The sequence below is a fragment of the Chitiniphilus eburneus genome, from assembly GCF_005048205.1.
GTDB lineage: Bacteria > Pseudomonadota > Gammaproteobacteria > Burkholderiales > Chitinibacteraceae > Chitiniphilus > Chitiniphilus eburneus.
This window is the reverse complement of the sequence record NZ_SUMF01000051.1, coordinates 1-13,027: the sequence shown is the minus strand read 5'-3', so window position 1 is coordinate 13,027 and position 13,027 is coordinate 1. Positions and strand designations below refer to the sequence as shown.

9 protein-coding genes are annotated in these 13,027 nt (G+C 68.5%); 5 read left to right on the top strand and 4 right to left on the bottom strand.

The features are described 5' to 3' along the window. Positions 1–217: 217 nt before the first annotated feature. Entirely contained in the window at positions 218–3,418 is a 3,201-nt protein-coding gene (locus FAZ21_RS19495; RefSeq protein WP_169307509.1) for a glycoside hydrolase family 3 protein, read from the bottom strand. A gap of 852 nt (positions 3,419–4,270) precedes the next feature. On the opposite strand from FAZ21_RS19495, the gene FAZ21_RS19490 reads away from it, so the two are divergent. From FAZ21_RS19490 to FAZ21_RS19470, 5 genes are all read left to right on the top strand, one after another. Then, a complete protein-coding gene (locus FAZ21_RS19490) occupies positions 4,271–5,278 on the top strand; it encodes a LacI family DNA-binding transcriptional regulator (protein WP_136775100.1) in 1,008 nt (335 codons plus the stop codon). Between the two features lie 246 nt (positions 5,279–5,524). Then, positions 5,525–6,769 carry an ABC transporter substrate-binding protein gene (locus FAZ21_RS19485; protein ID WP_136775099.1) on the top strand — a complete coding sequence of 415 codons (1,245 nt, stop codon included), beginning with the start codon at positions 5,525–5,527 and terminating at the stop codon, positions 6,767–6,769. Further along, the gene (locus tag FAZ21_RS19480) at positions 6,766–7,659 is read left to right on the top strand and encodes a carbohydrate ABC transporter permease (RefSeq protein ID WP_136775098.1); all 894 of its coding nucleotides are present in this window, start codon (positions 6,766–6,768) and stop codon (positions 7,657–7,659) included. The genes FAZ21_RS19485 and FAZ21_RS19480 overlap by 4 nt, the downstream gene beginning before the upstream one ends. Beyond that, positions 7,656–8,474: a carbohydrate ABC transporter permease gene (locus tag FAZ21_RS19475; RefSeq protein WP_136775097.1), complete on the top strand. Its 819-nt coding sequence runs from the start codon at positions 7,656–7,658 to the stop codon at positions 8,472–8,474. Before FAZ21_RS19480 ends, FAZ21_RS19475 begins: the two co-directional genes overlap by 4 nt. A 45-nt stretch (positions 8,475–8,519) precedes the next feature. Further along, positions 8,520–9,128 (top strand): acyl carrier protein phosphodiesterase, encoded by a 609-nt coding sequence (locus FAZ21_RS19470; RefSeq protein WP_136775096.1) that lies wholly within the window; start codon positions 8,520–8,522, stop codon positions 9,126–9,128. A gap of 41 nt (positions 9,129–9,169) precedes the next feature. Here the strand turns inward: FAZ21_RS19470 and FAZ21_RS19465 are convergent, their stop codons facing one another. From FAZ21_RS19465 to FAZ21_RS20660, 3 genes are all read right to left on the bottom strand, one after another. After that, on the bottom strand, positions 9,170–10,174 hold the full coding sequence (locus FAZ21_RS19465) for a DUF3089 domain-containing protein (protein WP_136775095.1): 1,005 nt from the start codon (positions 10,172–10,174) through the stop codon (positions 9,170–9,172). A gap of 453 nt (positions 10,175–10,627) precedes the next feature. Beyond that, positions 10,628–11,890, bottom strand: a complete 1,263-nt coding sequence (locus FAZ21_RS19460) for a hypothetical protein (protein ID WP_136775094.1) — start codon at positions 11,888–11,890, stop codon at positions 10,628–10,630. 208 nt (positions 11,891–12,098) lie between these two features. Then, a partial coding sequence (locus tag FAZ21_RS20660; RefSeq protein WP_211243535.1) for a hypothetical protein occupies positions 12,099–13,027 on the bottom strand: 929 nt, incomplete at its 5' end.

The following is a 13,027-nucleotide window of genomic DNA, read 5'->3' as shown; positions in this document are numbered from 1 at the left end:
TGTCGCGGAACTCCAGGATGCTCTGTTGCAGGTCGGTGGCGGCGAAGTAGGCGATGCCGTAGCCGTGCAGCGACCGGGTGGCCGGCCTGTCGTAGCCGGTATTGGGACGACTGAGCACCGCCGGCAAACCCCGGCTGCACCAACGGCAAGGGCCGGCCCTTCATGGGGGCCGGCCCTTGGCTTTGGTCGCGACGCGGCGGGTGGCCGCGCCCGGCGGTTACGGCAGGTCGTGGATCAGCTTCAGCCGGCGGATCTGGAAGTGGATGATGCCACCCTGGTCATCCCAGGCGGGCAGCAGCTCCAGCACCGAACTCAGCTTGGCCGCGTTCCAGCTCGGGTCGTAGCCGGCATCGACGAAGGGGATGCGCACGGTGGTCCAGGTATTCAGCGGCGGCCGGCCGACGACGGTCTTCAGATCGCCGGTGCGGCAGAAGTCGGGCTTGCGCTCGCACACCATCTTGGCCCAGAAGCCCTGCGTATTGCTGCCGTAGTCCAGCACGCGGATCTCGAATTCCACGCCGCCGTCGGGCGCGACGCTGGCGTCCAGCAGGTTGGGCGACCTGGACTGGAAGAAGATGCCGCCGTTGCCGCCGCCATCGGTCACGCCGTTGAACACCACGTCCACCACCTTCTCGCCGCCGACCTGCACGGTGGTATCCAGCGTGATGGCGCCGCCGCCGTAGGACCAGCTACCGGGGTTGTCGAACAGCGCGGGATCGCCGTTGCCATCGACGAACACGTTCATGTCGGCGGCCACCGGCGTCACCGGTTCGCTGCTCGCGCCATCGCACGCCACGTTGCCGGCGCGATTCGGCTCCCAGCGCACGTTGCCCACCGCGATCTCGAACGTGCCGGCGCTGTACAGCAGCAGCGGCGTGTTGATGTTGGTGAAGTCGGTGCCCTTGTCGGCAAAGCATTGCAGCGGAATCGCCAGTTCGGTCCAGGTGCCGACCGGCAGCGCGGCGATGGCGCTGGTGACGTCGATCTCGCCGATGCACGGATACACGCAATCCACCCGCGCCTTCACCGGCGCGCTGGGCGCGGTGCCGAGCCGGGCGTCGAACACCAGCGCGCCGCCCGCGTTCAGATAGCCTTGCAGGTTCTTGCCCTCCGCCTCGACCTTGGTCTGGATGTAAAGCTGGCCTTCGGCGTTGTTCCAGGTGGCCTTCACCGCGCCCCACTGGATACCGTTGCGGTCGTCCACCGGCGTGGCGGTGACCTCGCCATTGGGGGTCGAGGTGCTGGCGCTGCTGGCCTGCCCGATGACCACGCCGCTCCACAGCGACGGTGCGGCCACCTTCATCAGCCAGTCGTCCTGGTTGCCCCGGTCGAAGATTGCCAGCGGGGTATCGGCCACGCCGCCGCCATCGGTCACGCCGCATCCCACGTCGGCGCTGGTCTCGGCCAGCGGGCCCACCGCGCCGGGCCGGCCGTAGCTCAGGCCATAGCCGTAGGCGAACAGCGGCGCATAGTCGGCATCGCCGACATTCACCGGCGTCTGGCACGCTGCGCCGGGCCACGAGTAGGACAGCTTGCCCTGGAAGTCCAGGTTGACGCCGCCGCTGGCGGTGCGGAACAGCACATCGGTGATGCCATCACCCTCTGTGCCCGGCAGCCAGGCGGCGACAAAGGCATCGGAGCGGTTCAGCTCCTTGTTGGCGTACAGCGGCCGGCCCGAATACAGCACGGTGACGATCTTCTTCACCCCCTTGGTTTTCAGCGCATCGATCAGCGCGATGTCCTCGGGGCGCAGCTTGGCCAGTTCCAGCGTCTTGTTCTTGCCGATATCGCCCAGGCCCTCGGCATACGGCGTTTCGCCGATCACCACGATGGCCGCGTCGAAGTCCGGGCTGGCCAGCGCGCCGTCGGTGCTGCTGTCGAGCACCGCGCCCGGAACGATGGCGTGGATCGCGCCCCACAGCGTGGTGCCGCCACCAAAATCGGCGTTCACATTGTTGGTGCCCTGCCAGGTGAGCGACCAGCCGCCGCTCTGGTTGGACAGGCTGTCGGCGCTCTTGCCGGCCACCAGGATCTTCGCCTTGCGCGACAGCGGCAGCAGCTTGTCGTTGTTCTTCAGCAGCACCAGCGATTTGGCGACCGCCTCACGGGCGATGGCACGGTGCTCGGCGCTGCCGACTTCCTGGCTGACCAGGCGGGCGGAAGGCTTGGGCTTCTCGAACAGGCCGGCGCGGTATTTCACGCGCAGGATGCGGCGTACCGCGTCGTCGATGCGCGCCTGCGGGATTTCGCCGCTGCCCACGCTGGCGATGGTGTTGGCGATGAACGCCTTCCAGTCCGCGCGGTAGGGCACCATCACCATGTCGATGCCGGCATTGATCGCCTGCGGGCAGTCGGCGTTGGTGCAGTTGCGCGGGGTGTCGCTGTTGCCGGTGGTGAGCTGGCCGTTGCCGTTCCAGTCGGAGACGACAAAACCATCGAAGCCCATCTTGGTCTTCAGCACATCGGTCAGCAGATACTTGTTGCCATGCATCTTGTAGGCCTTGGCGCCTTCACCGGCGGCCTTGTCCTGCCAACTGTTGAACGACGCCATCACCGTCTGCGCGCCGGCATCCAGCGCCGGGTAGTAGCCGCGGCCGTGGATATTGATCAGCTCCTTCTCGGTGACCACGGTAATGCCTTGATCCTTGCCCAGGGTGGTGCCGCCGTCGCCGATGAAATGCTTGGCGGTGGCGACCACTCTTTCATTGGCTCGGGCATCCTTGGCCAATTGGCCCTGCAAGCCCTGGATGAGCTTGCCGGCATACGATTCGACCACCTCGGGGTTCTCGGAGAAACCCTCGTAGGTGCGGCCCCAGCGATCGTCGCGCACCACGGCCAGCGTGGGCGAGAACGCCCAGTCGATGCCGGTGCGCGCCACTTCGCGCGCCGTGACCTCGCCGATGCGGCGCATCAGCTCCGGATCGCGCGCGGCGCCCAGGCCGATGTTGTGCGGAAACAGCGTCGCGCCCTTGACGTTGTTGTGGCCGTGCACCGCATCGGTGCCCCAGATCAGCGGAATCTGGTGCGGGTTGGCCGGGTCCATCGACGCCGCCCACAGGCTGTCTGCCAGCGCCAGCCAGTCGGTCACCGCCGCGCCCTTGTTCTGGCTGGGGAACGAACCGCCGCCATTGAGCACCGAGCCGATGTGGTATTGCCGGATTTCATCCGGCGTGACCTCGGCGATCTCCACCTGGGTCATCTGGCCCACCTTCTCGGCGAGCGTCATGCCCGCCAGCAGGGCTTCGACCTTGGCTTCGATGGCTGCGTCCTTGGGGATCGCGCTATGGATGGTGGGCCAGTCCTGCAATTCCGGGCTCGGTGGGGTAATAGGGGGTTCTTCTTCGGGAATGCATCCGGCGAGTGCCAGGGTGGCGAGCGCAGCGGCACACACCCGCAGCCGCCATGTTACTGGTTTCATGTGTTCTCCTAGAGCTAGAGCCTTGTTGTTTCTATGTGCCCGTGCTGGCGCGCCGACTGTGGAGTGCCTCCGGCAAAGCCGGACGCTCACCATTGGAGGAGTGCCTGCAACGGCTCTCCCTTGTTCGATTCCACTCCCCCCGCCCTCGCCGCAGAGCGCCATTCGTGCACACCTGCAAGGTTGGAAGGCAAAGGGCGGCAGGTCCCCGGCAAAGCCGGGTACGTCCCTTCTCAGGAGTGCCGGCCATGGCGCTCCCTTGTTCGATTCCACTCCCCCCGCCCTCGCCGCCGCGAGGGAGCCTCGCTTTGCTCGTGGTGCTTCGTGGCGGGGCCGTTTGGGTGATTCCACTTTCCCCTTCGCCACCCTGGAGCCCGCGCGAAGTCGAGGCTTTGTGGGGTGGGTGAAGGGGCTTGCGTTGCTCGCGATGTTTTGCGGCGGGGTCGTTTGGGTGATTCCACTTTTCCCTTCGCCACCCTGGGGCCTCGCGAAGTCGGAGGCTTTGTGGGTGGGTGAGGGGGTCTTGCGTTGTTTGCGGTGTTGCGGGTGGGGCTGTTCGGTTGGCTGTCCTCAAGGTCAGGGGGGCGACCGGCGTCCGTCAGCGGGCCCGGCGTGGCCCGATGCGTTGCATGCCAGGGGGCACGGGATGCAACGCATCGGGCTGCGACGAGGCGTCAGCGATGGTGCACGGTCATTTTGAAAGCGCTTTCATGTTGCGCAGGAAACTTAGCCGCTGCACGACGATGGTGCGGCCATCTGGCGATGTACGGCCCTTTTGACGCGACGTACGCGCGGCTGTCACAGGCGCTGGCGGTGAAGCTTGACGGGGCATTCGTAAGCTGTCGAAATGCCGCAATGAATGATCGTCCCACCACCACGCTGGATCAGGTCGCGCGCGCCGCAGGCGTGTCGCCCAGCACCGTTTCGCGCATCCTCAACGGCACGGCCCGGGTGAGCGAGGCCAAGCGCCGCAGCGTGGAGGAGGCCATTGCCGCGCTGGATTACCGGCCCAATGTCCTGGCACAGGGCCTGGCGCGCGGGCGCTCGCTGACCATCGGCGTGCTCACCCAGGACATCGCCAGCCCGTTCTACAGCGAGTCGCTCAAGGGCATCGAGGAGGCCCTGGCCGGCACGGGCTATGCGCCGCTGTTCGTCAGCGGGCATTGGGATGCCGAGGAAGAAGCGCGCAAGGTGGCGCTGCTGGTGGATCGCCGGGTGGATGGCGTGATCGTGCTGACCGGCATGATCCCGGACGACGCGCTGATCGCCACCGCCGAGCGCGTGCCCGTTGCCGTCACCGGTCGCACGCTGAATGCGCCCCGGCTGATTGCCATCGATCTCGACCACGAGGCTGGCGCCTATGCCGCCACCCGCTATCTGATCGACCTGGGCCACACGCGCATCGTGCATCTGGCCGGGGTACAGGGCCATGCCGACGCCCGCGCCCGCCTTGCCGGCTACCGGCGCGCGCTGGCCGAAGCCGGTATCGCCGAGGACCCGGCGCTGATCGTTGACGGGCAGTTCAACGAAAACGGCGGCCTCGATGCCGTCAACGCGCTGCTCGACCACCGCGTGTCGTTCACCGCCATCTTCGCCGCCAACGACCAGTCCGCCGTCGGCGCGCGGCTGGCGCTGTATCGCCGTGGCCTGCGCGTGCCCGACGATGTGTCGCTGGTGGGGTTCGACGACCTGCCGGGGTCGCTCTACACCACACCGCCGCTCACCACGGTGCGCCAGCCGGCCTATGAGCTGGGGCGCCTGACCGCGCGCGTGCTGTTGCACCTGATCGATAATCGGCCGCTGCCGGCGCTGGATCTGCCGATGTCGCTGATCGTGCGCGATTCGGCGGGCGAGCCCGCCTGAGCGGCGGGCGGTGCTGACGTAAACCGCAGTGTGCCGATCGAGGGATCGGTTACGCCGGTAGTGATAACCGGCGGATATAAAGAGCCAGCCAATGGCGATGGGCGCAGGGGATGCCCACGCCGACCCGCCATGCCAGGGTCATTGGACTGGATGGACGATAAGAAGAGGAGCGTGCCCCGACCGGGGGCGCGAGCGACGTGATGCCGGGCCATCCGCCTGGGCATTCGGGTCGCGCAGGAGAGTGAGATGTCGTTCCGTACCGTGATTGTGCTCGTGCTGGCGGGGGCCGCGCTCTGCGCGCGGGCCGCCGAGCCTTTGACCGTGGCCGTCTACCCCAATCTGGACGAGGCGATCCGTCTGGTCACGCCATTGTGGAAGCAGCGCCACCCCGACGTGCCGCTCAGGTTCATCGCCCGCAACTATGTCGATCACCACAACGCGATGACCACCGCGCTCGCGGCCGGCAGCGGGCTGCCCGATGTGATGGCGGTCGAGGTCAGCTATCTGGGCCGTTTTGCCGCGGGGGGCGGGCTGACCGACCTGGCCGCCGCGCCGTACCAGGCGGGGCGACTGCGCGACCGCTTCGTGCGTTATGCCTTCGCCCAGGCCGAAAACAGCGGTCGCATCGTGGCGATCCCCACCGACATCGGGCCGGGCGGCATGTTCTACCGGCACGATCTGTTCAGCCGCGCCGGCATTCCCGAAGCCGATCTCGCCATATCGTGGGAAAGCTACCTGGGCGCGGGCCGCAAACTGAAGGCCACCACCGGGGCCTTCCTGCTGGCGCACCCGCGCGAGATCAAGGACATCGTGGTGCGCGCCGGCCTCAAGGATGGCGATGGGCTGTACTTCAGCGCCACCGGCCAGATACTGGTGGATACGCCGCGCTTCGTGCGTGCCTTCACCCTGGCGCGCGCGGCGCGCGTGGCCGGGCTGGATGCGCGGCTGACGCCGTATTCCACCGAATGGAACGCGGCGCTGCGCACCGGGCGCGTCGCCAGTCAGCCGGGTGGCGCCTGGCTGGCCGGGCATCTGGAAGACTGGCTGGCGCCCGGCACCAGCGGGCGCTGGCGCGTGGCGCCGTTGCCGGGTGGCTCGGGCGCGGCCTGGGGCGGCTCGTTCTACGCCATTCCGGCCGCCAGCCGCAACAAGGCGCTGGCGTGGGAGCTGATCCAGTTGCTGACGCTGGAGCGCTCGCTGCAACTGGCGGCGTTCAAGGCGCCCCGGCTCAATGCCTTTCCCGCGCTGCGCGCGGCGCAGGACGATCCGTTCTTCGCGCAGCCGGTGGCGTTTCTCGGCGGGCAGCGCGCGCGGCTGTACTGGCGCGATGCCGCCGCCAGCATGCCGGCGCTGGTGGTGAACCGGCTCGATCCGCTGGCCGAGGAGGTGGTCAACGCCGAGCTGGATCACGTGCTGGACGAAGGCAAGGACATCGCCGTGGCGCTGGCCGATGCGCGCCGCCTGCTCGAACGCCGGATGCGGCGGCCGTGAACCGCGCCCGCGAGCGCGCGCCCTATCTGTTCCTGGCGCCGTTCCTGCTGCTGTTCCTGGCGTTCGGCGCCTTTCCGCCGCTGTTCGCCGCCGCGATGTCGCTGTTTGTCTGGGACCCGGCCAGTGGCTACGCCAGCGCGCGTTTCGTCGGCCTGGATAACTATGCATTCGCGCTGACCGACCCCTGGTTCTGGCAATCGTGCGGCAATACGCTGTGGCTGGCGCTGGCGGCGGGCGTGCCGCAGCACCTGGTGGCGCTGCCGCTGGCGTTCTGGCTGCACCGGCATGCCGGGCGGGCGCGGCATTGGCTGCTGGGTGCGTATTTCCTGCCTTTCATCACCGCCAGCGTGGCGGTATCGCTGACCTTCGCCACGTTGTTCTCCACCGAATACGGCGTGGTGAACCAGGCCTTGCGCGCGCTGGTCCGGCTGCCGCTGGCGCCGGACTGGCTGCACGATCCGGCGCTGATCAAGCCGCTGGTGGCGCTGGTGGTGTTCTGGCGCTTCGTCGGCTGGAACGTGCTGCTCTATGTCACCGCGTTGCAGAGCATTCCGCCCACCTTGTTCGAGGCCGCCGCGCTCGATGGCGCCGGGTCGTGGCGCCAGTTCCGTCATGTGGCGTTGCCGTTGCTGCGTCCCACCATCCTGTTCGCGGCCACGTTGTCGCTGATCGGCGGCCTGCAATTGTTCGAAGAACCGTACATCCTCACGCAGGACGGCCGTGGCGGGAGTGGCGGCGCGGCGGCGACCACCGCCATCTACCTGTACCGCACCGCTTTCGACTTCGGCGATTTCGGCACCGCCGCCGCCATGTCGTGGCTGCTGTTCCTGGCCATCGCCGGGCTGAGCTGGGGCGCGCACCGGCTGTTCCGGCGCGGGGATGCGGCATGAGGCGCGTGCTGGCCTGGGGCGTGATGCTGGGCGGCGTGGCACTGATGCTGCTGCCGTTCTGGTTCATGCTGGTGTTCGCCACCCACGACCGCGCGGCCATCTTCCAGTTGCCACCGCCGCTGTGGTTCGGCGACGGCCTGCGCGACAACCTGGCGATCCTGACCCAGCGCCTGCCGTTCTGGCGCAATGTCGGCATGAGCCTGTATGTGGCCGGCATGACCACGGCGCTGGCGCTGCTGCTGTGCTCGATGGCCGGCTACGCGTTCGCGGTCCATCGCTTTCGGGGCCAGCGCATCCTGTTCGCGCTGGTGGTGGCGAGCATGATGCTGCCGCCTTACCTGGCGATGGTGCCGGGCTACCTGGTGATGGATGCGCTCGGCTGGGTCGATGCGCCGCGCGCGCTGTGGCTGCCGGGCGCGGCCAGTGCCTTCGGCGTCTACCTGATGCGCCACTACATCACGCACGCCGTGCCGCGCAGCCTGATCGAAGCGGCGCGTATCGACGGCTGCGGCGAATGGCGCCTCTTCTGGTCCATCGCCCTGCCGCAGTGCCGGCCCGCGCTCAGTGCGCTGGGCCTGATCGTGTTCGTCGGATCGTGGAACAATTTCATTGCGCCGCTGGTGGTGATGCGCAGCATGGAGCGCTACCCGCTGCCGCTGGCATTGCGCACGCTGCAAGCCCAGCTCGATACCCAGTGGGGCGCCCTGATGGCCGGCTCCGCCATTGCCACGGTGCCGTTGCTGCTGCTGTTCGTGTTTGCCTCGCGGCGCCTGATGGCGGGCGCGGTTGTGGTGGCGGGCGACGAGGAAGGGTAGGGGCAAGGCGTATCATGGCCTTCATTCCCCACCGCTGATCCCCCGATGAACTACCTCGCGCACCTTTACCTTGCCGGATCGTCGCCGGCGTACCGCGTCGGCGGCCTGATGGGCGATTTCGTCAAAGGCCCCTTGCCCGGGCGCCTGCCGGAACCGCTGGCCGATGGGGTGGCGCTGCACCGGGCCATCGATGCCTGGGCCGAGGGGCACCCGGCGTTCCGCGCCAGCCGCGCGCGCGTCACGTCCGAGCGGCGGCGCGTCTCCGGCATCATGGTCGATCTGTTCTACGACCATTTCCTGGCGCGCCACTGGTCGCGCTTCATGCCAGGCCCGTTGGCTGATTTCACCCGCGACGCCTACGCCGAGGTGGCGCGCGAAAGCCGCTGGCTGCCCGAGCCGCTGGCCGCCGTGTTGCCGATGATGCAACGCTACGACTGGCTGCTGTCCTATCGCGATCCGGCCAATGTGGCGCTTGCGCTGGAGCGCATGGCGGAACGCCGCCTGCGCCAGCCCAATCCGCTGGCGGGCGGCGGCGCGGAGCTGGGGCTGCGCTACGCCGAATTCGAAGCGGACTTTCTGGCCTTCCTGCCGGATGCGCGCGCCTTTGCCGACGATTGGCGCGCCCGTCGCCATGCGGGCCCGGCCCTGGATTGATCGCGCTCCGGGCGCGGTAGCCGGCGGCGAAGCCGCGTCGCCTAGACCGCGCCTGCCAGATAGGCCGCCGCTCTTTCCTCGGCGTTCTGCCGCAGGTTGAAGTAATAGAAGCCGTAGTCGCTGGAATGGAACACGCCGGACGGCATGCCGGGGCTGGAGTAGGTGGCGGGGTCCACGCTCGAGCATTCGACCACGCCACGTTCCACATTCACGCGCGCATCGGCCAGGTGGGCGACGCCGACGGGCGAGCCACCGGGCCACAGCATCGACCCCAGGTTCGATTCCCGGGGCGCGATCTGCGGCCCACGGGTCCAACTGATGGGGTTGATCGCCAGCGCATGGGGCAGCAGCACCGGGTTCTCGCCGGTCAGGCCGGGTGCCTCGGTGTTGTAGGACACGATGACGCCGGTATCGGTGCGGCCTTCGGCAAACTTCAGGTGCGGGTTCGCCGCGAGGAAATCGGTGGTGATCGAATAGCCGATCAGATAGGCCGCGATCATGCGCTGGCGCACATCCGGGTGCCGCGCCAAGTAGTCGGCCATCAGGTACTGCATCACCTGCGAGCCCTGCGAATGGCTGGCGAGGATGAAGGGCCGGCCCTGGTTGTCGTGCCGGATGAAGTGGTCGAACGCGGCGATGGCGTCGGCCAGCGGCACCGATTTGACCAGCGCCTCGCGCTCGTCCGGTGGCAGGCTGAGCGCATGGCCGACATCCGCCTGCCGATAGAACGGCGCGTAGATATTGCCCACGGTGTCGAACACGCTGGCCTGTTCGGCGTAGTAGATCGGCGCATCGCGCAGCATCATCGGGCTGTCGATCTCCGAGATGACACCCTCGCCGTCGCTGCGATGCCAGGCACTGGGATACAGGTAGAAAACATCCACCGCCTTATCGGTTTGCGCTGGCCGGTGCAGCCAGTGCCCGGGTTGTGCGTAATCGACGCCGCCCGGTGTCGCATCGTCGGTGTGGCCGCCGCCGCAACTGCCCAGCAGGGCCGTGGCCGCGCAGAGCAGCACGGCGATGATGGCTCGCTCGAGAGTGTTCATGTCGGCTCCTGTATCGCTGGGATACGCTGGGATGCCGGTTATCGTAGGCGTGTGGGTCGGGCAGGCATTGGGACAGATCAACCCACCGGGCGCGTGCTCTTGACGGCCACCCGTTTTCAGCCGGTACACCTTGCGCACCGAAAGTGTGCAGCGGCGGGGTGGTTCAGTGCCCCGGGTGCTCGCCTTCGGTGGGCGGCGGGCCGCTGCCCGGTGCGCCCGATCCGGACGGTGCCGTGCCCGGGTCGGCGCTGCGTCACCGCTAGCTGGCGCCCTGGAAGGTGTGGTCGCCGCCCGCGGCGGGCTGACTCAGCACGCCGACCGACGAATGACTGTGGCTGTCGGCGCGGGCCCGCATCGTGGTATGCCGCGCTTGCCGCAACTGTCGTGCCGGGTGCTCGATAGGGGGGCCACCACCAGACCGGCCCCCCCTGTGGCCATGCAGGCTCCCGCTGTCTATCGTTTCCGGCCACGGCGGAGCTTGCCGCTGGCGGACGAACCGCTCCCTGTGTCGCTGGAGGTGGACGTACTGCTGCTGGACGAGGCCGTCGTGCTGGACGACGTGCCGCCGCCCGACGACGACGAAGCCCCGCCACCGTGCACGCGCCGCTGGTATTGTGCCGCTTCCAGCGTATAGGCGCTGCCGGGTGTGGCCTGGCTCAGCAGGCCCACCGAGGAGCGGTCGTTCGTGTCCGAACGCAGGATCATCGTCACGCTGTCGCCGCGTTTCTTGCTGGCGATGGCGGCGCTCTCGATGTGCTTGTCCACGATCAGGTTGCCGCTTTGCGGAGCCCACACCGTGCGTACGTCGTTGCTGTCCACGCCCACCACGTCGAAGGGCGACGCATGCGCGCGATGGAAAGGGCCGTCGTCGTCGACATGCGGCTTGGGGCTGCTCGGCTCCTGCGTCACCTTTTCGGTGTTCCTGGCGGATTTCTTCCGCGAGCCGTCCCCGGCCTTGGTGCTGCGCTTCGTCGTGCCGGGGTCCGGCCGCTCGCGCGCAAAAGAGCTGGTGAACAGCGCACCGCTATAGCTGCTGCTGCTGCCGGGGTCCACCCGCAGGTCGGCCTGATGGACTGGCAGCGTTGTCTGCGACAGATGCGATTCGACATGCTGGCGCATGCCGGTGGGCAACAACTGGCTCAGGTCGGCGTGGCTGCGCGCGCCCTTGGTGATTTCGCCGTGGGCCTCCTTGCGTTCGTTCCTGTCGCTGCCGCCGGCCTTGGCCTGGTACTGGCGCTGCGCCGACCATACCGTGGTGCTGAGGTCGATACCGAAATGCGAGGCGCCCGGGTCCGGCGCGTTCGCCTCCTTGATGGCCAGTTCCCGCTGTTTCTTCTGCGCAAGGCGCCGGCTGCCCATGCCGCCCGAACCCGCACCGCGCCCGAGGATGGGTTCGCTCGAACTGCTGCTGGCGGCCACCGAGGGCAAAGGCAGCGTCGGCGAACTGCTCGACGAGGCCGACGACGCACCCAGCGATGGCATGAAGCCCGGGCCGGTGGGCGACAATGTCGGCGGGCTGACGGAGGCCGTCGCGCGCCGGATCGGCAGGCGTGGCGCCAGGCCGCCGCTGCTGCTGCTGGTGGTGTGGGGAGCGGTCCGGTTTTCGACCGGCGACACGCTCAGGCTGGTGCGCCGGTTGTCGGTATCGCGGGGCGAGGTCGGCCGGGACGGCACGCCGGTGTTTTCTTCGCGTTTGACGCGTTTGCTGCTGCTCATGATGGAAGCGGACGTCGGAGATGGTCATGGGGACTATCACGATGCGTGCCAGTGCGCCGCAATGGCCAGCCGGCGACCGAACCCCCGGATTCCCTGGCGTGCGCGGCGGGGCTGGCGATGACAGGTGAGTAAAAATCCTCCCGCTGAGGCGTTTTTCTTCCTCGGCGCTCCGTCCGCCATGCCTGGCAGGGCGGACGAAGCGCCCCGATCAACCGCCGTGCCCACCGCCGGATGGCCCCGACGCGGCATGCGAAGCAGGGCCACCCACCGTGCCACCGGCACTGCCGCCCGCAGGGGGTGTTGCTGGCGCGGCGGGCGGTACCGGGCCGGTGGGCGCCGCGCCGCTGGCGGTGGGGCGCCGCTGGTACTGCGCCGCATGCAGGGTGAATGGCCCGCTGGCCACGGGTTGGCTCAGCACGCCCACCGAGGAACGGTCGTGGGTATCCGCGCGGAGCAGCATCGTCATGTGATCGCCGCGATCACGGCTTTGTTGTGCCTGGCGCTCGATATGGGTATCGACGATCAGGTTGCCGCCCTGGCGTGCCCATACGGTACGGACATCGTTGCTCTCCGATCCGACCATCGCATAGGGCGAAGCGTGAGTGCGATGCGATGGGCCGTCGGCGGCGGCGGGTCGGGGGCTGCGTGGTTCCGCCGTCTGCTTGCGTTCGTCGCCCGCCGCCGCCGGTCCACGGCCGCGCGCGAAGGAACTGGTGAACATCGCGCCGGCGTACGCGCCGCCGCCTTCGGGGTTGACCCGCCCATCGGCCTGGGACACCGTCGTGGGATTGCTCCAGTGCTGTTCCACATGCTGTCGCATCGCACCGGGCAGCAATTGGCTCAGATCGGCGCTGTGGCGGGCCGAGCCGGTGATACTGGCGCGCAGGTCTTCCCGCTCGTTCGCATCGCTGCGCCGCCCGTGCAGATAGTCCTGCTGGGCCGATGCGACCGGGGCGCTCATATCCTGCCCGAAGTGGATCGCCCCCGGATCGGGCACCTGTGCCATCAGCGCAGCGTGTTCCCGGGCCTCATTCGCCATGGCGCGCGCGCTGCGGCGCACGCCGCTGGCATCGACCACCCGGCCCAGTCCTTCGTCGGCCGGCGGTGCCTCCGCCACGCGGGCGCGGCGACGCGGGG